16 protein-coding genes are annotated in these 19,227 nt (G+C 62.6%); 5 read left to right on the forward strand and 11 right to left on the reverse strand.

Annotated elements, in window-relative coordinates; genetic code table 11:
- The first annotated feature begins 89 nt into the window (after window positions 1-89).
- Entirely contained in the window at window positions 90-872 is a 783-nt protein-coding gene (locus RGV59_RS17660) for a DNA-binding transcriptional regulator (RefSeq protein WP_126587211.1), read from the forward strand.
- 19 nt (window positions 873-891) lie between these two features.
- Here RGV59_RS17660 and RGV59_RS17665 read toward each other — a convergent pair whose 3' ends face one another.
- The gene (locus RGV59_RS17665) at window positions 892-3,291 is read right to left on the reverse strand and encodes a DUF3772 domain-containing protein (protein WP_126587212.1); all 2,400 of its coding nucleotides are present in this window, start codon (window positions 3,289-3,291) and stop codon (window positions 892-894) included.
- A 199-nt stretch (window positions 3,292-3,490) separates the two neighbouring features.
- Here RGV59_RS17665 and RGV59_RS17670 point away from each other — a divergent pair, with 199 nt between their 5' ends.
- Window positions 3,491-4,177 carry a glycosyltransferase gene (locus RGV59_RS17670; protein ID WP_126587213.1) on the forward strand — a complete coding sequence of 229 codons (687 nt, stop codon included), beginning with the start codon at window positions 3,491-3,493 and terminating at the stop codon, window positions 4,175-4,177.
- A 135-nt stretch (window positions 4,178-4,312) separates the two neighbouring features.
- Complete coding sequence (locus tag RGV59_RS17675; RefSeq protein WP_017847914.1) at window positions 4,313-5,089, forward strand: ABC transporter substrate-binding protein; 777 nt, start codon at window positions 4,313-4,315, stop codon at window positions 5,087-5,089.
- A gap of 92 nt (window positions 5,090-5,181) precedes the next feature.
- Here RGV59_RS17675 and RGV59_RS17680 read toward each other — a convergent pair whose 3' ends face one another.
- From RGV59_RS17680 to RGV59_RS17690, 3 genes are read right to left on the reverse strand one after another with little or no spacing between them, the layout of a single operon-like run.
- Window positions 5,182-5,808, reverse strand: a complete 627-nt coding sequence (locus RGV59_RS17680) for a helix-turn-helix transcriptional regulator (protein ID WP_017847913.1) — start codon at window positions 5,806-5,808, stop codon at window positions 5,182-5,184.
- The gene (locus RGV59_RS17685; RefSeq protein WP_104903473.1) at window positions 5,808-6,941 is read right to left on the reverse strand and encodes an NAD(P)/FAD-dependent oxidoreductase; all 1,134 of its coding nucleotides are present in this window, start codon (window positions 6,939-6,941) and stop codon (window positions 5,808-5,810) included. Before RGV59_RS17685 ends, RGV59_RS17680 begins: the two co-directional genes overlap by 1 nt.
- Window positions 6,942-6,962: 21 nt before the next feature.
- The gene (locus tag RGV59_RS17690) at window positions 6,963-7,910 is read right to left on the reverse strand and encodes an ornithine cyclodeaminase family protein (protein WP_126587214.1); all 948 of its coding nucleotides are present in this window, start codon (window positions 7,908-7,910) and stop codon (window positions 6,963-6,965) included.
- Window positions 7,911-8,084: 174 nt separating this feature from the next.
- On the opposite strand from RGV59_RS17690, the gene RGV59_RS17695 reads away from it, so the two are divergent.
- Window positions 8,085-9,596, forward strand: coding sequence for a trypsin-like serine peptidase (locus RGV59_RS17695; RefSeq protein ID WP_322247018.1), 1,512 nt, complete (start codon window positions 8,085-8,087; stop codon window positions 9,594-9,596).
- Between the two features lie 5 nt (window positions 9,597-9,601).
- On the opposite strand, the gene RGV59_RS17700 is transcribed toward RGV59_RS17695, so the two are convergent.
- A complete protein-coding gene (locus RGV59_RS17700; protein WP_102618279.1) occupies window positions 9,602-10,540 on the reverse strand; it encodes a LysR family transcriptional regulator in 939 nt (312 codons plus the stop codon).
- A gap of 109 nt (window positions 10,541-10,649) precedes the next feature.
- Here RGV59_RS17700 and RGV59_RS17705 point away from each other — a divergent pair, with 109 nt between their 5' ends.
- The gene (locus tag RGV59_RS17705) at window positions 10,650-12,149 is read left to right on the forward strand and encodes a CoA-acylating methylmalonate-semialdehyde dehydrogenase (protein WP_126587216.1); all 1,500 of its coding nucleotides are present in this window, start codon (window positions 10,650-10,652) and stop codon (window positions 12,147-12,149) included.
- Between the two features lie 129 nt (window positions 12,150-12,278).
- Here the strand turns inward: RGV59_RS17705 and RGV59_RS17710 are convergent, their stop codons facing one another.
- The 6 genes from RGV59_RS17710 to xylA form a co-directional block, all read right to left on the reverse strand.
- Entirely contained in the window at window positions 12,279-12,587 is a 309-nt protein-coding gene (locus RGV59_RS17710) for a DUF6124 family protein (protein WP_017847906.1), read from the reverse strand.
- 448 nt (window positions 12,588-13,035) lie between these two features.
- Window positions 13,036-13,344: a DUF6124 family protein gene (locus RGV59_RS17715; RefSeq protein WP_322247019.1), complete on the reverse strand. Its 309-nt coding sequence runs from the start codon at window positions 13,342-13,344 to the stop codon at window positions 13,036-13,038.
- 465 nt (window positions 13,345-13,809) lie between these two features.
- Window positions 13,810-14,946: a sugar ABC transporter permease gene (locus RGV59_RS17720; protein WP_046484048.1), complete on the reverse strand. Its 1,137-nt coding sequence runs from the start codon at window positions 14,944-14,946 to the stop codon at window positions 13,810-13,812.
- A complete protein-coding gene (gene xylG, locus RGV59_RS17725) occupies window positions 14,947-16,491 on the reverse strand; it encodes a D-xylose ABC transporter ATP-binding protein (RefSeq protein WP_046484049.1) in 1,545 nt (514 codons plus the stop codon).
- Between the two features lie 135 nt (window positions 16,492-16,626).
- Window positions 16,627-17,625 carry a D-xylose ABC transporter substrate-binding protein gene (gene xylF / locus RGV59_RS17730; protein ID WP_017847900.1) on the reverse strand — a complete coding sequence of 333 codons (999 nt, stop codon included), beginning with the start codon at window positions 17,623-17,625 and terminating at the stop codon, window positions 16,627-16,629.
- A 232-nt stretch (window positions 17,626-17,857) separates the two neighbouring features.
- Window positions 17,858-19,174, reverse strand: a complete 1,317-nt coding sequence (gene xylA, locus RGV59_RS17735; protein ID WP_046383928.1) for a xylose isomerase — start codon at window positions 19,172-19,174, stop codon at window positions 17,858-17,860.
- Window positions 19,175-19,227 lie beyond the last annotated feature (53 nt).

Raw genomic sequence — 19,227 nt, forward strand, 5'->3', positions numbered from 1 at the left:
ATGGAAATCACGAGGCTGGTGGACAACGAAAACCCCTGCTAGTGTGCACCAGGTGCACAGCGTTGATTTGAAACGATAATGGAGCGTCCATGAGCGAAACAGAATACAAAACCGTTCGTGGGCTGATGCGGGGTTTGGCCTTGATCAACGGCTTGAATCGTTTCGATGGCGGGGCCAGTACGGCGCAGTTGGCCGAGCAAAGCGGGCTGCACCGGACCACGGTTCGCCGGCTGCTGGAGACCTTGCAGGCCGAGGGTTACGTGCGCCGCAGCGAGTCGGATGACAGCTATCGCCTGACGCTGAAAGTCCGTGAACTGAGCGAGGGATTTCGCGACGAGCAATGGATTTCGTCGATTGCCGCACCGCTGCTCGGCGAGCTGCTGCAACAAGTGGTCTGGCCCACCGACCTGTGTACGCTGGACGGCGACGCCATGGTGATACGCGAGACCACGCATCGCTTCAGTCGCCTGTCGTTTCACCGCTCCATGGTCGGCCGGCGTTTACCCTTGCTCATGACCGCCATCGGGCGCGCGTACTTCGCGTTCTGCCCGCCGGCCGAGCGCGAAGAGCTGATCGAGTTGTTGATCAGCCGCGACGATGAACAGTCGGCGCTGGCGGCGGATCGCGGCTTTGTCGATCGGTTGGTCGAGCACACCCTCGGCAAGGGCTACGGCGAAAACAATTCCCACTGGGGCCTTGAGCGTAAAATCGCCGCGATTGCGATTCCGATCAGGCACGAGGAGCGGGTGATGGGCTGCCTGAATCTGGTCTACATCGCCAAGGCGATGTCAGTTGAGGAAGCCGCCCGCCGCTATCTGCCGGCCATGCAGGGCGTGGTGGAAAAAATCAGGGCGCAATTGGCGGAGTGCTGATGCTTGGTTGTGTGGGGCTCTAATCGGCCGGCGAGGCTTTTTCCGTCGCCTCATTGATCAGCACCATACTCTGCGGCGATGACAGCGCCACGCCGAGTTCGCGCAGGCGCCCAAGGACGGTGAACAGCAGGTCGCTGCGGGCTGTCCCCACCGAGCGCGGGCTGTTGACGTAACCGCTGACGCCGATGACCAATCCGTTGGCGGTCAGGTCCTTGAACGTCACCGACGGCGCCGGCGTGTCCAGCACGTCTTCGTGTTCGGTGAATGCCGTCAACAGCAGTTCGCGGATCTGCAGCACATCGGTTTCCAGCGGCAGGGTCAGGGTGATGCCGACCACGCCCAGCGCATTGCCCATGGTCACGTTGCGCACGTTCTGGGTGATGAACTGCGAGTTGGGCACGATCACCGTTGAGCGATCGGACATCTGGATTTCCGTGGCGCGCACGTTGATGCGGCGGATATCGCCTTCGACGCCCGCGAGGCTGACCCAATCGCCGACTTTGACCGGGCGTTCGGTGAGCAGGATCAGGCCGGAGATGAAGTTCTGCACGATCGCCTGCAGGCCGAAACCGATGCCCACCGACAGCGCACTGACCACCCAGGTCAAGTTGGTCAGGCTGATATTCAGCGTGGACATCACCACCACCGCGACCAGCACGAAGCCGATGTAACCCACCAGGGTCACCAGCGAGGCGCGCATGCCGGCGTCCATGTTGGTTTCCGGCAGCAGCCGTTCGCCGAGCCAGTTCTTGAGCACGCGCACGCCGAACAGGCCGATCGCGAGCAGGACAAGGGCCAGCAGAATATCGCCAGGGGCGATGTTCAGGTTGCCCAGCGGCTTGCTGCCCAGGTCGAGTTGCGTCAGGCCCGCCAGCAGTTCGCCCGGGCTGGAGCCGGAGGGCAGGAACGCCAACAGCACCGCGGTGAACATCAGCAGGGTGCGGCCCACGCCCGCGAGTATCGTGCTGGCCTGTGCCTGGTGGCGTTCGGACAGGCCCAAGGCCGAGCCGAGCGCCAGGCCGCCAGGCTGTTTCGGCGAGAGCAGGGTCTCGCAGAGGTCGCCGAAGCAGGCGATCAGCAGATAAGCCGTCGCCGCGACCACGCTCATCCACAGCAGTTTGACGGTGAGGAAGTAAGCCAGGGTCAGGTAGCCGCTCAACAGCGCCAGCAGGCTGATCCCGATCCAGGTCCCGGCGACAAACGGAATCAGCCCGGCGATGCCGCTCATGCGTTCAAGCGCGTATCGGCGGCGGGTGCGGCGGTAACGCAGCAGGCCGAAGAAGAACACCAGCGCGATAGCCAGCGCGGTCAGGCCGTTCACCGCCGCGGTCAGTGCCAGGCTGCTGGCGATGACGCTGTTGATGCGTTCCTGGGTGCCGATCAGCATCAAGGCCAGGCCCATCAGTACGGGGAAGGGGCCCAGGGCGACGGCGATCTGGTCGGGGATCTGGGGCAGGCGCCAGGACGGATGCGCACGCATCAACAGGGCGCGACCGAGGCCGACAATGAAGGCGCAGAACACCACCAGGGTCTGCAATTGATCGAGCAGCGTGAGCATGTCGGCGCTGGGCACGGTGTCGCGTAGCACGCCCCAGCGCAGCAGCGTGGCGGCCAGGCTGATGGTCAGCACGGTGGCCAGCCCCACCGCCAGCGCCAGGGCACTGCGACGCAGGCGGCCCTCGGGAATCCAGCGCACCGTCAGCCGGACCAGCGTGTGCTCCAACACCCGTCGTCCCGTCACCCAGACCAGCAGCGCACTGAACAGCATGCTCACGAAAAACCAGCGGTTTCCCGGCGCCACGGCGGTGTCCGTCACGCTGCGTACATCGGCGTACAGGCCGCGTAAACGGCTGAGATCGTCGTCGGTCGGGCGGATGATGTTGGACCAGAACACCACACTGATCGGGCTCGCCGAGCGGGTGCTGATCTGTGAGTCGAAGAGGCTGCGGCGCAGGCTGAAGATCTGCGCGGCCATGTCGCTGGCGGATTGGCTCAGGCTGCTGGCCTGGCGCTGCTCGTTGAGCAGGGTGTTCTTCTGCCGGGTCAATGCGCTGCGTTGTTGGGTCAGGCTGGGAGGCTCATTGACCTGTACCGGGCCAAGCACGTTGAGCTGGTCATCCAGGTGTTCAAGATCGAGGATTTGTTTGGCGGCCAGGGTGTCGGCCTGTTTTTGCACCTGCAAGGCGGCCTGGCGCAAGGTCGAGAGCAGGTCGTCGTTGGCGCTGCCCGTGACTTTCTGGCGGATCAGGTCGAGTTGGTCGTTGAGGTCTTGCACACTGGCGTCTTCAGCCAGCAGCGGCACACTGCGCGGGTCGCTGATCGGCGAAGACGCAGCCTGCGCGAGGCTGGGCAACGTAGCGCACAGCATCAGCAGGGCGAACAGCCCGGTGAAAAAACGGCTCGTGGTGACTCGATGCATGCGCCTTGCCCTTTGACGGTTACCCAAATACCTAAGCGTCACCACTCTATGAGGCGAAGGCAAGCCATTCGTGCGAATTTTTTGGGGAGGCACGGCGGCAACGATGCGCGTCGTCAGGCGGCGGCACAAGATTGTTTAAACCTTCTGCCTCAGCGCTATGTCGATAGCTGGACATACTTCGCCAACTGAGGCAGCGCCAATGATAGGAGTCGTGATACCCGCCCATAATGAAGAGCGGCAGATCAGCGAGTGCCTCGCTTCTGTGCGGCTCGCCAGTGAACATCCCGCGCTTGACGGCCGCCCGGTTGAGATACTCGTGGTTCTGGATGACTGTTCCGACCGCACCGACGCGTTGGCGGCGGCCCACGGTGCGGCGACACTCGACGTGCGTTTTCAGAATGTGGGCAAGGCCAGAGCCGTCGGCGCCGAGGCGTTGCTCAAACGCGGCGTGCAGTGGCTTGCCTTCACGGATGCAGACACGCGGGTTCCCCAGGATTGGCTGGTGCGCCAGCTCGGGTTTGGCGCTGACGCGGTGTGCGGCACCGTCGAGGTCGACAGCTGGAACGAGCACGGCGAACGGGTGCGCGCGCAATACCTGGAGCGCTACCGATTCATCGAAAACCACCGCCACATCCATGGTGCAAACCTTGGGTTGAGTGCCGAGGCCTATCGCACCGCCGGTGGGTTTCAGCACCTGGCCACCGATGAAGACGTCCGCCTGGTGGCCGACCTTGAACGGACCGGCGCGCGGATCGCCTGGACGGCCACCATTCCGGTGATTACCAGCGCGCGTCGGGACTACAAGTGCCAGGGCGGGTTTGGCGAATACCTGGCTTCGCTGATCCCGCCATCCGCTCACGCCGAAGCCGATTCCCCCTGCACCTGAGCCCCGTGCGTGGGTTGCCTGGAAGCGATTGACGGAAAATACGCTAAAGTCCATTATGGATTTATAAGTACAAAAAACCTGCCTGACTTTTTCTTCAATCTTGCCAAATCGACAATAACTTGCGAGACCACGACCATGAAGAAACGCTCCCTCATCACCGCCCTGGCCCTGAGCCTGTTCGCTTGCGGCCACGCCCTGGCCGCCGAGAAAACCCTGCGCATCGGCATCGAGGCAGCTTACCCGCCGTTCGCATCGAAGACCCAGGAAGGCACAATCGTCGGGTTCGACTATGACATCGGCAACGCCTTGTGCGCGCAGATGAAAGTCAAGTGTGTGTGGGTCGAAGGCGAGTTCGATGGGCTGATTCCTTCGCTGAAAGTGAAGAAAATCGACATGGCCTTGTCGTCCATGACCATCAACGAAGACCGCAAGAAGTCGGTGGATTTCACCCACAAGTATTACTTCACCTCATCGCGCCTGGTGATGAAGGACGGCGCGGTGGTGGACGACCAGTACGCCAGCCTCAAAGGCAAGACCGTCGGCGTGCAGCGGGCCACCACCACCGACCGGTATGCTACCGAGGTGTTCGAACCCAAGGGCATCAACGTCAAGCGCTACAGCAATAACGAAGAAATCTACATGGACCTGGCGGCGGGGCGCCTGGATGCGATCTTTGCCGACACCATCCCCCTGAGTGACTTCCTGTCGCTGCCGCGAGGCCAGGGTTATGCGTTTGTCGGGCCGGAGCTCAAAGACCCGAAATACGTGGGCGAGGGCGCCGGCATTGCGGTGCGCAAGGGCAATAGCGCGTTGGTCAGTGAGTTGAATGCGGCCATCGACGGCATCCGCGCCAATGGCGAGTACCAGAAGATTTCCGCGCAGTACTTCAAGTCCGATATCTACGGCGACTGATGCTGAATACGCACTTGAAAACGCTGTAGGTCAGTGTGAGAGCTGTCGAGCCCTGGCAAGCCCGCTCTCACATTTGATCGCGGCTGCCGGCTTCAGCCCTTCAGTTCCTTCAAGTGCTTGTAGACCGTTGCCCGCCCCATGCCCAACACATTGGCCACGTAGTTCGAGGCGCTCTTGCCCTTGAACGCGCCTTCGGCGTGCAGCGCCAGCACCAGCTCGCGCTTGTGGTCGCGGGTCAGCAGGTTCAGGCTCAACTGGCGTTCGCGCAGCCAGGCGTGCAAGAAGGTGTTGATCCGTTCCTGCCAGTCATCGCGAAACAGTGAGTCCGGTTGCGGGATCAGCTTGCTGGGTGACAGAAACAGGTCCAGCGCCGCCTTGGCGTTTTCGAACAGCGAGATATTCAGGTTGATGCACAGCACGGCCAGCGGGCGACCTTTGTGGTCGCGCAGCACGGTGCTCAGGCTGCGGATTTTCTGACCGTCCCAGTTGAGCTTTTCGTAGGGGCCGATATTCACTTCGCGGATGTCGTCGCTCAGCATGTCTTCCAGCGCCGAATCGTCACCGATGGCCCGTTTCGACAAGTTGTTGGCGATGTAGTCGACCTTTTGCGTGCGCAGGTCGTGCAGCACCACTTCGGCGTGGGGGAAGAACAACGTGGCGATCGCATCGGCGATCGCACGGAAGTTCTGCAGGACCTTGTCTTGTTCAGCGGTGTTCATCAATGCGGCTCCAGGCGTTCGGGGGAGAGCATACCAGCGTCCAGGCCGAACCGCGCCAGTGGCTCCGGCAGCGCCGCGCCGCGCACCAAGGCCGCGCTGGCCTGGCCCATCGCGGGCGAGGTCTGTATGCCGTACCCGCCCTGTGCCGCCACCCAGAACAGCCCGGCCACCCGCGGATCGAAGCCGGACAGCAAATCACCGTCGTGGACAAAACTGCGCAGGCCGGCCCAGGTGCGGGTCGGGCGGCGGATGGTCAGGGTGGTGGCTTCTTCGATCTGGTGGATCCCCATGGCGATGTCCAGTTCTTCGGGCTGGATGTCCTGGGGTTCCACCGGGTCGGCGTTGGCCGGCGAACCGAGGAACATGCCGGCATCGGGTTTCATGTAGAACGCTTCGTCGAGGGCCACCAGCATCGGCCAGGCGTGGCTGTCCATGCCTTCGGGGCCGGCGAAGATGAACGCCGAACGACGCTTGGGTTGCAGGCCGACGGACGCGGCGCCGGCCAGCCCGCCGATATGGTCGGCCCACGCGCCGGCGGCGTTGATGATGATCGGCGCGGTGCAGGTTTCATGCTGGGTTTGTACGTGCCACAGGCCATCGGTAGTGCGGCTCAGGCCCAGCACATGGCTGTCGGTCCGCACTTCGCCGTGGTTGCGGCGGATGCCGCGCAGGTAGCCTTGGTGCAGGGCGTCGGTGTCGATGTCGCTGGCGGTCGGGTCGTAGATCGCCCCATGGACTTTGTCGCGCCGCAGGATCGGCAAGCGCGCACAGGCTTCGTCGGCACTCAGTCGTTCGACCTGCGACACGGTGGCCTTGGCGCTGAGGTATTGCTTGTCCAGTTCGGCCGGGTCGCCGCTGAAGTCCACAGTCATCTCGCCCCGGGGCGTGAGCAGCGGGTGTTCGCAGAAACCGGCGGGCGGGTTGTCGAAAAACGCCCGGCTGGCCAGGGTCAGTGCGCGCACTTGCGGGGTGCCGTAGGCGGCGCTGTAGAGCGCGGCCGAACGCCCGGTCGAGTGATAGCCGGGGTGGGCCTCACGCTCCAGCACCAGTACCTTGCCGTGGGGCGACAGCCAGAAACCCGTGGACGCGCCGGCAATCCCGCCGCCAATGATGATGAAGTCTGCGTGGCTCATGAACATCTCCTGAAGGTGGGGTTAGCGCTGCAGCTGGTACAGCGCGTTAGCCAGTGCAATGTCTTCCAGCCCCAGCCCGATGGACCGGAAAAACACCGGGCGCTGGTAGTCCGGGCGCTGTGCCATGTCACTGAGTAGCTCGGGCAGGTCGCCCATCACCGCGCGTTTGTCCCAGCCGTGCTGTTCGCTGGCGATCAGCATTTCGCCGGCCGCGTCCGGAGTGGTCTGGCGATAGTCGCAGAATACCTGCATCGCGTTAAGGCTGTGGGGCGGCACTTCATGGGCGCGGGGCGCATTGGTGCTGATCGAAGTGATCAGCGCCGGTTTGCTCAGGTGCGCCGGGTCGAGCACCGGGCCGGCCGACGAGGTACACAGCATGATCACGTCGGCATCCGCCACGGCCGCCGCGCAGCTGTCGGCGATGCTCAGGCGAGGGTCGAGGCTGGTGAGCTGCGCGAGGGTGGCGGGGCTGGCGCTGACCAGGCTCGGTGAAAACAGGCTGATGTGCTGCCAGTCCCGCAGGTTTTGCACGTAGCGCAAGTGCGCCTGGGCGACCTTGCCGCTGCCGATGATCGCCAGGCGCCGGGCCGCCAATGACGCCAGGGCGTCCACCGCGAGGGCCGTGGTGGCGGCGGTGCGTGCGGTGGTCAGTTCATGGGCATCGCACAACAGCAACGGTTGGCCGCTGTGCATCGACATCAACAGCGTCCAGGCCGTCACCAATGGCCCTTGCTCCCCTACGATGTACGGCGAAGTCTTGACCCCGTACACGCCGTCCTCGGCCAGCACGCCCAGGTAGTTGATGAAGTCGCCGGCGCCCTTCGGAAACGCCACTAACTGTTGCGGCGGTTGCACCGCCAGCCCGGCGGCGAGGTCGCGGAACAGCTTGTGCAGGATCTGGGGCACGTCGATCTGAGCGAGTAACTCGCGCGCTTGGGCCTGCTGGATGACATGGGGCGTGCTGGACATGGGGAACTCCGCTGTAAACTAATTTGTCCATTATGGACTTTTAGTAGTTGCGGGCAATATCCCGGCGAAAAAAATACGCGCAAGCCGGCAGCCCCCACATCTATGTAGGTCACCTGTTCGCCACGGCTCAAGTACGTTTCGGCACCACCCCTGTTGCCACCCGGACGTTCGACCATGCTGACCCGCTGCATCTTCCCCCTCGTGTTACTGCTGTTGCCTTGCCTTACCGGTCACACCCACGCCAGAGACCTGGCCGAGGGACTGAACGATGGCAGCGCCTCCCTGGCGCTGCAGAACCACGACCAGCGTTACGCGCTGTGGTCCGGTATCGGTTTGTTGAAAAATGCGATCGGCCAAACCTACAACGCGGTGCTGCTGGACACCCGCAACCGCCAGAGCAAGGCCGTCGGCCCGGCGTATGTCTTGACCAGTGGGCATTGTGTGTACTTCAGCTTCGGCACGGCCCATGTCAACCAAGCCATCGAGGCGAGCATCACGTTCAATTATTTCCACGACACATCGGCGCAACAGCGCACGTTTCGCATTAAAACGGCGCATTGGACCAGCATGGTCGGCACTGATCTGGCGGTGCTCGAACTGGATACCTCACTCGCCGGGCTGATCACCGACGGCATCATGCCGCTCAAGCTCGCCACCCATCAAAGTACCGGGGAACGTGAGGTCGTGAATGTCGGTTCGCCGAGCGGGTTTCGCCAGAAGGGCTTGCGTATGAGTGCCTGCAAGGAAACCGCGACCAACAGCTTTGTCGAGCATCCCGGGGTGTTTCCCGGCGCCCTGAAAAACCGCTGCAATGACCTGCAGTACGGCAGTTCCGGCAGCCCGATGCTGGACCGGCATACCAATGAAGTCACCGGCATTGTCAGCAAAGTCGCGGCGGTCATTAAAAAAGACATCCTCAACAACTGCCAGAACGTCTCGGCGTGTGAAGCGGCCAAGTTCAACTACAGCTATCCCGCCAACGACCTGCACCGTTGTTTTGTCGAGGGCCAATTCTCGAACGAGACGCCTGCTTGCCAGCTCAAAGCCGTCGATATCCACCTTGAGGAACCCTGGAAGCTCAACCCCTATGTGCATATGCAACTGGGCGAATTCGGGCAGAGTGTGCAGCCCACCTGGAACATCAGGTTCTCGATCCAGGACCCGTTCTATCGCTTCAAGGCTGTGCGCAACGTCAATGAATGCAGGCTGCCCAATGGTTATCAACGTGCCATTGCGTCAACCCAGGGCTACATCAATCAGGCCATCGGCCCGGCGCTGGGGGCGTATGTGCTGTGCATCATCGGCGTCCAAACCCCCGGCGAGCCGTTGACGCCGGCCTTGCTGCACAATGCGTTCACCCACTCGGTGTTCTTGACCGACCCGGCGCCGGTCCCGCGCATCGGCCTGAACTACAGCGTCAACTGGGACGACCCGCAAACCGCCTTCAGCCACCATTACTTCTATGTGGACACCTCGGCGGAAGCTGCCTGCCGTGACAATGACGACGTCCGCTACATCCTCGCCACGGGCGGAACGAGTTACCCGCTCTCGCAACTGCCCGTCACCCTGTGCAGCTTTGCGCGTAACCCGGCGGGGCAACCTTCGGCGGTACGCACGGATGTGATCGAGCGATCCGCCTACCTGCCGCCCACCCAAACGCGCCAGCCGGCAGCGGCTCAGCGATGAGGCGGTCAACCCGTGACACGAAAGCCTCCGGAGAGTTTTTCCTTCAGATAACCCACCAATGCACTTACGGACTTGGGCACATGGGGCGAGTAGGGCCGTATCAAGTAAATCTCATCGGCAAACGCGCCCTTGAGCGTCCAGCCCTTGAGCACCTGCACCAGCGTGCCGCCGGCCAGCGCCGCATGGGCGCTGAAATCCGGGAGCAGGGCGATGCCCAGGTGATTGAGCGCCGAGTCGCGCAAGGCTTCGCTGTTGTTGGTCGAGAAGCTCCCGGCGATCGGCACGGTGACCCGTTCGAGGGTTTTGCCGCCGCGCTCGAAGGTCCAGGCGGGCTGCTCGGTGCCGCGCGGGTAGTAGAGGCAGTTATGCGCGCTGAGCTCGCCGGGGGTGCGCGGTTCGCCGTGGCGTTGCAGGTAGTCGCGGGTGGCGACCAGCACCGAGGTGGTGTCGCACAGCTTCCATGCGACGTGGGTTTCCGGCACCTGAAAACCGTGGCGCACCGCCAGGTCGTAGCCTTCGGCGGCCAGTGAACTCAAGGCATCCGACACCTCCAGCTGCACTCGCACCTGCGGGTACAGTTGCAGGAAGGCCGACAGGTGCGGCACCAGTTGCTGCCGGGCGAACGCGACCGGCGCGGTCAAGCGCACCAGGCCGCGGATTTCCCCGGCGGCGTCGCGCACCGAAGAAAAACTGCGGGCGATCTGTTCGTAGGCGCTGCGCACGTCCCGCGTCAGTGACTGCCCGGCGTCGGTCAGGCGCACGCTGCGGGTGGTGCGGGTGACCAGGCGCGTGCCGGTGGCTTTTTCCAGGTCGCTGATGCGCTGGCTGACCGCCGACTTGCTCACCCCCAGGCGCGCAGCGGCGGCGGTGTAGGTGCCGTGTTCTTCCAGCACCGAGAGCCAGTGAATGTGGCTCCACAGCCCTTCGATCTCAGACTTTTCCATGGGGTTATTGTTCGCCTATAAGGACAATCAGTTCTGGATTCTGCTCTGGTTCGGAACAAATCGAAAGCCTATCGTGTGTCCCAACGCTACCCACCTGGGACCTACTGCCATGACCAGCACCATCGAGCACTACATCAACGACCAGCGCGTGAGCCGCGATGATCGCTTTCAGGACGTCTACAACCCGGCCACCGGCGCCGTGACCGGGCGCGTCGCCCTGGCCAGCCGCCAGACCGTCGGCGAAGCCGTCGCCGCTGCCCAGGCCGCCTTCGCCAGTTGGGCCGATACCCCGCCGATCCGCCGCGCCCGCGTATTGTTCGAATACCTGCACCTGCTACGCGCACGCAAGGACGACCTCGCGCGCATCATCGTCGCCGAACACGGCAAGGTGTTTACCGATGCCCAGGGCGAAGTCGACCGTGGCATCGACATCCTCGAATTCGCCTGCGGCATTCCCAACCTGCTCAAGGGCGAACACTCCGATCAGGTCTCGCGTGGCATGGATAACTGGACAATGCGCCAGCCCCTGGGCGTGGTCGCTGGCGTCACGCCGTTCAACTTCCCGGTGATGGTGCCGATGTGGATGTACCCGATCGCCATCGCGGCGGGCAACACCTTCATCCTCAAGCCCAGCCCGACCGACCCGAGCGCCGCGCTGTTCATGGCTGAGCTTTTGCGTGAAGCCGGTTTGCCCAAAGGCGTGTTCAACGTGGTGCAGGGCGACAAGGAAGCGGTGGACGCGCTGATCGAACACCCGGACGTCAAGGCCGTGAGCTTTGTCGGCTCCACGCCGATCGCCCAATACATCTACGAAACCGGCGCGCGCCACGGCAAGCGCGTGCAAGGCCTGGGCGGCGCGAAAAACCACATGGTGGTGATGCCCGACGCCGACATCGAACGCACCGTCGACGCGCTGATGGGCGCCGCTTATGGCAGTGCCGGCGAACGCTGCATGGCCATCTCGGTGGCGGTGCTGGTGGGCGATGTGGGTGACAAAGTCATCGCCGCCCTGACCGAGCGGGCCAAGCAACTGCGCATCACCGACGGCCGCGACCTCAAGGCCGAAATGGGCCCGATCGTCTCGCGCGCGGCACTGGAGCGCATCAGCGGCTACATCGAACAAGGCGTCCAGGCCGGCGCGCAGCTGCTGCTCGACGGCCGCGATTACGTGCCGACCGAACCCGGCCTGGAAAACGGCTTCTGGCTCGGCGCGACCTTGTTCGACCATGTGACTCAAGAGATGAGCATCTACCGCGAAGAAATCTTCGGCCCAGTGCTGGCCTGCGTGCGCGTGAATGATTTTGCCGAAGCGGTGAAACTGGTCAACGACCACGAATTCGGCAACGGCGTCAGCTGCTTCACCCGCGACGGCAACATCGCCCGCGAATTCGCACGGCGTATCGAAGTGGGCATGGTCGGCATCAACGTACCGATCCCGGTGCCGATGGCCTGGCACGGTTTTGGCGGCTGGAAGAAGAGCCTGTTCGGCGATATGCATGCCTATGGCACCGAAGGCGTGCGCTTCTACACCAAGCAGAAGTCGATCATGCAGCGTTGGTCGGAGAGCATTGAGCAAGGTGCGGAGTTTGCGATGCCCGTCTCAAAATGACAGCCTAAGGAACACAGAGAAACCCATGTGGCAGGGGGCTTGCCCCCGATGGCGGAGTGGCAGTCACTGCATGAGTGCCTGAACCACCGCTATCGGGAGCAAGCTCCCTCCCACATTTTTTGTGCGTGGTCAGGCAGTGGTCTTCGTGGGCCTGAGGCATTCGATGGAGCGGTCAACCGTGGTTTTGGCGATTTCCAGCAAATGCCACACCGCGAGGATCTTCGCCCGCTCCGGTTTCTCCAGCAGCTCCCCGCAATCCAGCGCCGTCGCCGAAGCGCTGTCCAGCAAACTGGCGGTGTAGAGCAGGGCGTCTTCGAAGCTCAGGTCTTCGTTGACGGCGTGGAAACCTTGGGTGGGCAGGTAATGGTCGATGGCGCGGTTGAAGGCAGCGCGGTCTTTGGTGGGATCGATGGGTGGGTCGGGTAGGGCTTTGGTCATGGTGAAACTCCTGTCTGATCAAGGAGACGGCACTCTTCGCGACTAAACGAAGGTGGCGGCTGTACGCAGGTTAGTCGACCGGTCAGAACAGGAACCCGGCGCGCCCGAAGGCGCCCTGCGCACAGCCACCATTGAGCTTCATGGGACCATGCGCCTGTTCTGAATCCGGGCGACTAAACCCGATCACTGATTTGGCAGTGACGGACCGCAGGCTAGCCATCGATTCCAACAGGCACAAGGCGGCGCAGATTGTCTAGGAAACGTCCTGCAATTTAAAGCGACCCGGCTTGCTGGCCCTTTAAAAACCATGACCAAATGCCACTAACTCCAATGAAATGCGGTCCATGTGGGAGGGGGCTTGCCCCCGATGGCGCAGTGGCAGTCACTGCATGAGTGCCTGAACCACCGCTATCGGGAGCAAGCTCCCTCCCACATTTTTTGTGCGTGGTCAGGCAGCGGTCTTCGTGGGCCTGAGGCATTCGATGGCGCGGTCAACCGTGGTTTTGGCGATTTCCAGCAAATGCCACACCGCGAGGATCTTCGCCCGCTCCGGTTTCTCCAGCAGCTCCCCGCAATCCAGCGCCGTCGCCGAAGCGCTGTCCAGCAGACTGGCGGTGTAGAGCAGGGCGTCTTCGAAGCTCAGGTCTTCGTTGACGGCGTGGAAACCTTGGGTGGGCAGGTAATGGTCGATGGCGCGGTTGAAGGCAGCGCGGTCTTTGGTGGGATCGATGGGTGGGTCGGGTAGGGCTTTATTCATGGTGTAACTCCGAATTTTGAGTAAGGAGCCGAACCGGTCGCGACTAAACGAAGGTGGCGGCTGTACGCAGGTTAGTCGACCGGCCAAAATCGGAAACTCCGGCGCACCCAAAGGCGCCCTGCGCACAGCCACCATAAACTGCATGGACCATTGCGCCGAATTTGGAGTCCGGGCGACTAAACCCGATCACTGATGAGCAGTGACGGACCGCAGACTAGCCATCGATTCCAACAGGCACAAGGCGGCGCAAATTGTCTAGGAAACGTCCTGCAATTTAAAGCGACCCGGCTTGCTGGCCCTTTAAAAACCATGACCAAATGCCACTAACTCCAATGAAATGCGGTCCATGTGGGAGGGAGCTTGCCCCCGATGGCGGTGGCTCAGTCGACAATGACTTGGCTGACCCACAGCCATCGGGAGCAAGTCGAACCGTCGCACCGTCCCTCCCACATGGGAGAGTGGGGCTCACCGCCGACCCGCCCGCGTACTCACATCCACCCACACCGCCAGCACCAAAATGCTGCCCTTCACAATCATCTGCCAGTAACTGTCCACATCCAGCATCGACATGCCGTTATCCAGGCTGGTAATCACCAGCGCCCCGAGCAGCGCGCCATACACCGTGCCCGAGCCGCCGCGCATGGAGGTGCCGCCGATAAAGCAGGCGGCGATGGCGTCGAGTTCGCCCATGTTGCCCGCCGACGGTGAACCGGCGGCGAGGCGTGCGGTGTTGACCAGGCCGGCGAGGGCGCACATCACGCCCATGATGCCGAAGATCCACAGTTTGACGGCCTGCACGTTGATGCCCGACAGGCGCGTGGCTTCCATGTTGCTGCCCACCGCATACACGCGGCGGCCGAATACGGTCTGGCTGGTGACGTAGCTGAACACGCCGAGCAACACCAGCAACAGCAGCACCGGCACCGGGATGCCGTCGTAGCTGTTGAGGATGGTGACGAACCCGGCCAGCACCGCGCCGATCACCGCCACGCGCAGCACGTCGCGCATCAATGAGTGTGCGGCCAAGCCATGCAGTGCGCGGTTGCGCCGTTGTTTCCAGGTTAAAAACAGGGTCAGGGCAAACAGCAAAATCCCGAGGCCGATGCCCACCGCATGCGGCAGATAGCCCTGGCCCACGTACACCAGCGACGGCGACACCGGTGCGATGGTGGTGCCGCCGGTGATGCCCAGCAGAATCCCGCGAAACGCCAGCATGCCGCCCAAACCGACGATAAACGACGGGATGCGCAGGTACGCGGTCATGTAGCCGTTGGTTAAACCGATCATCAACCCGCACAGCGCCACCAGGCTCAGGTTGGCCAGCAGCGGCAGGTGATAGACCACGTCCAGAATCGCCGCGAGCCCGCCCAACAAGCCGAGCAACGAGCCCACCGACAAATCGATCTCGCCGCTGATGATCACCAGCACCATGCCGCACGCCAGAATCCCGGTGATCGACATCTGCCGCAGCAGGTTGGACAGGTTGCGCGGGGTGAGGAAACCGCCCTCGGTCTGCCAACTGAAAAACAGCCAGATGAACGCCACGGCGATCACCAACGCGAGCATTTTGTAGCGGGTAAACAGCTGTTTGAGCTGATTCATCTAAGCGGTCTTCCGATCATTATTATTTTGGCTGAGCGCAGCGGCGAGGACCTGTTCCTGGGTGAGGCCTTCGTTGATGAAATCCCCACGCAACTGGCCGTCGCCGATCACCAGCACGCGGTTGGACACGCCGAGCACTTCGGCCAGTTCCGAGGAGACCATGATGATCGCCACGCCTTCGGCCGCCAGCGCGCCCATCAGTTTGTAGATCTCATACTTGGCGCCCACATCCACACCGCGCGTGGGTTCGTCGAGGATCAGCACCTTGGGCTTGGCCATGAGCATTTTCGCCAGCACGGCCTTTTGCTGATTGCCGCCGGACAGGCTGGTGATCGGCAAGAGCGGGCTGGCGGTCTTGAGGTGCATGCGCGCGATCTGCCGGTCGATGCTGCCCAGTTCGGCCTCGGCGTCGATGCGCGTCAGGTGCGCGTAGGTGTCGAGTACCGCCAGGGTGATGTTCTGGCCCACGCCCAGGTCGGGAATGATGCCCTGGCGCTTGCGGTCCTCGGGCACCATGCACAGCCCGGCGCGGATCGATTTGAGCGGCGTGCGCGTGTCGATCAGTTGGCCATCGAGCCAGACTTCGGCGCTGTAGCGGCCGGGGTAGGCGCCGAACAAGGCCGAGACCAGCTCCGTGCGCCCGGCGCCGACCAGCCCGGCAATGCCGAGGATTTCCCCGCGCCTGAGTACGAAGGAGATGTCGTCCACGCGTTTGCGCTTGGGGTTGTCGACGTCGTAGCAGGTGACATGGCGCGCTTCGAACATCACCTCACCGATCTCATGCGGCTCGGTGGGGTAGAGGTTGCTCATTTCGCGCCCGACCATCTGCGTGATGATCCGGGGGATATCCATGTCGGCCATGGCGCTGGTCGCGATGTGCTGGCCGTCGCGGATCACCGTGATGGTGTCGCACACCGCCGCCACTTCATCGAGCTTGTGGGAGATGTACACGCAGGCCACGCCCTTGGCCTTGAGGCCCTTGATGATCTCCAGCAGCACCTCGATTTCCGAGCGGGTCAGGGCCGAGGAGGGCTCGTCGAGAATCAGCAGGCGCGCCTGTTTATTCAGGGCCTTGGCGATCTCCACCAGTTGCTGGTAGCCACCGCCATACTGCGACACCGGCAGCGCGACGTTCATGTCCGGCACCTTCAGCTCGCGCATCAACGCTTCGGCGCGGTGCAGCATCGCCGGGTAGTTCATGCGCCCGCCGGGCAGGGTCAGCTCGTGGCCCATGAAGATGTTCTCGGCCACCGACAGGTCCGGCACCAGGGTCAGTTCCTGGTGAATGATGACGATGCCGGCCGCCTCGGTTTCGCTGATCGACTGGGCCTTGAGCGGCTGCCCGTCCCAGAGGATTTCGCCGTCCCAGGTGCCATGGGGATAAACCGCCGACAGCACCTTCATCAAGGTGGATTTACCGGCACCGTTCTCGCCGCACAGGCCGACACATTCCCCCGGCCGCACCTTGATATCGATGCCGTTGAGCGCGTTGACACCGCCAAAGCGTTTGACGATGCCGTTCATTTGCAGCAGGTAGTGCGACATGGCGATGGCTCACACAAAAGGCCGAAGAAACGCGGTTTCCCGTAGGAGCGAGCTTGCTCGCGAAGAACCCTCAGGCAACGCGCACATCCAGGATGCCCGCGTTATCGTTGACGTTTTTCGCGGGCAAGCCCGCTCCTACAGGCCGATCTGCTCTTTGGTGTAGAAGCCGTCCTTCTCCAACAGGTCGATATTGGCCTTGGTCAGCGGGGTCGGGGTGAGCAGGATGGTGTCGACTTTCTTGCTGCCGTTGTCGTATTGCGAGCTGTAGGTGGGCTTCTCGTTGCGCGCCAGTTGCACCGAGAGCTTGGCGGCTTCGGTGGCGATCAGTTTGAGCGGCTTGTACACGGTCATGGTCTGGGTGCCGTCGATCACGCGCTTGACGGCGGCGAGGTCGGCGTCTTGCCCGGAGATCGGCACCTTGCCCGCCAGTTTCTGCGCGGCCAGGGCCTGGATCGCACCGCCGGCGGTGGCGTCGTTGGAGGCGACGATGGCGTCGATCTTATTGTTGTTCCGGGTCAGGGCATTTTCGACGATGCTCAGGGCTTCGGTCGGGTTCCATTCCTTGACCCACTGCTGGCCGACAATCTTGATGTCGCCCTTGTCGATGGCCGGTTGCAGCACTTTCATCTGGCCTTCGCGCAGGACCTTGGCATTGTTGTCGGTGGGCGCACCGCCGAGCAGGAAATAGTTGCCCTTGGGCGCCGCCTGCAGCACGCCATTGGCCTGCATCTCGCCGACCTTTTCGTTATCGAAGGAGATATAGGCGTCGATATCCGCGTTGAGGATCAGGCGGTCATACGACACCACCTTGATCCCGGCCTTCTTGGCTTCGGCGATGGCGTTGGTCAGCACGGTGGCGTTGAACGGCACGATCACGATCACGTCGACGCCGCGGGAGATCAGGTTTTCGATCTGGGAAATCTGCTTTTGCTCGTTGGCATCGGCCGACTGCACAAACACCTTGGCGTCGAGTTTTTCCGCCGCCGCGACGAAGTAGTCACGGTCACGGGACCAGCGTTCCAGGCGCAGGTCGTCGATGGAAAAACCGATTTTCGGATGGGCCGGATCGGCCATGACCGGCAGGGCGAGCAGGGCCAGGGCAGAGGCGAGCAGGGTGCGTTTAAATGACTTCATGGTGGTGCGTCCTTTTATTGTTGTTGGAAAGACACAGCGTGGTGCGGGTAGAACTGTAGAGCGTCCCTCGACGCTCTGTGCGTAGATTTGTCGCGCAAATGTCACCGCCGCCCCCGGTGTAGGAGCGAGCTTGCTCGCGAAAATCGCGAACTCGACACGTTTATCCAGGCATCACGCGTCATCGTTGACGTTTTTCGCGAGCAAGCTCGCTCCTATACAGGGGGCTGCGTGATCAGGTGTAGATAAACCGATTGACCACGCCTTCGAGCATCTCCTGCCGACCACTCACGGCCTGCGGGTTGAGTTCGTGGGCAAACGCATGTTCGGCCAGGGATTCCAGGCTGAATTCGCCCGCCAGTACCGCCTGGCCCAACGGTTGCTGCCAGCCGGCATAGCGCTGGTCCTTGAACTGCTGCAACCGATCGTTCTGCACCATCGCCGCCGCGCGTTCCAGCGCCAGGGCGAGCACATCCATGGCGGCGACGTGGCCGTGGAACAGGTCGATCTCGTCCAGGCTCTGGCGGCGCACCTTGGAATCGAAGTTGTAGCCGCCATTCTTGAAGCCGCCGGCCTTGAGGATTTCATACGTCGCGAGGGTCATCTCCTCGACGCTGTTGGGGAACTGGTCGGTGTCCCAGCCGTTCTGCGGGTCGCCGCGGTTGGCGTCGATGCTGCCGAAGATCCCGAGGGACACGGCGGTGGCGATCTCATGATGAAAGCTGTGCCCGGCCAGGGTCGCGTGGTTGGCCTCGATATTCACCTTGATCTCGTGTTCCAGGCCGTACTCATGCAGGAAGCCGAACACCGTGGCGCTGTCGTAATCGTATTGGTGCTTGGTCGGCTCCTGGGGCTTGGGTTCGATCAGCAGGTCGCCCTTGAAGCCGATCTTGTGCTTGTGCTCCACCACCATGTGCATAAAGCGCCCGAGCTGTTCGCGCTCGCGCTTGAGGTCGGTATTGAGTAGGGTTTCGTAACCTTCGCGGCCGCCCCACAGCACATAATTGGCGCCCTTGAGCCGCAGCGTGGCGTTCATCGCGCTGCACACCTGGGCGGCGGCGTAGGCGAACACCTCCGGGTCCGGGTTACTCGCGGCGCCGGCGGCAAAGCGCGGGTTGCTGAAGCAATTGGCGGTGCCCCACAGCAGTTTGACGCCGGTCTGTTCCTGGTGGCGTTCGAGGTGATCGACCATCTGCGCGAAGTGGTTGCGGTACTCCTTGAGCGAACTGCCTTCCGGCGCCACGTCGGTGTCGTGAAAGCTGTAGTAGTCGATGCCCAGCTTGGAGAAAAACTCAAAGGCCGCCTCGGCCTTGCCGATCGCCACTTCCATCGGCTCGCCGCTGCGCTGCCACGGGCGCTTGAAGGTGCCCATGCCAAACATATCCGCGCCGGGCCAGACGAAGGTGTGCCAATAACAGGCGGCCATGCGCAGGTGTTCGCGCATCGGTTTGCCGAGGATCAGTTTGTTGGCGTCGTAGTGGCGAAAGGCGAGGGGGGCGTCGCTGGCGGGGCCTTCGAAGCGAACCTTCTCGACACCGGGGAAGTACGTCATGGCGTGTTCCTTATTGTTCTTGGCGGTGTCTGGATACTAGCAACGGCACTGGG

The organism is Pseudomonas sp. FG1 (assembly GCF_034313875.1).
Classification (GTDB): Bacteria; Pseudomonadota; Gammaproteobacteria; order Pseudomonadales; family Pseudomonadaceae; genus Aquipseudomonas; species Aquipseudomonas veronii.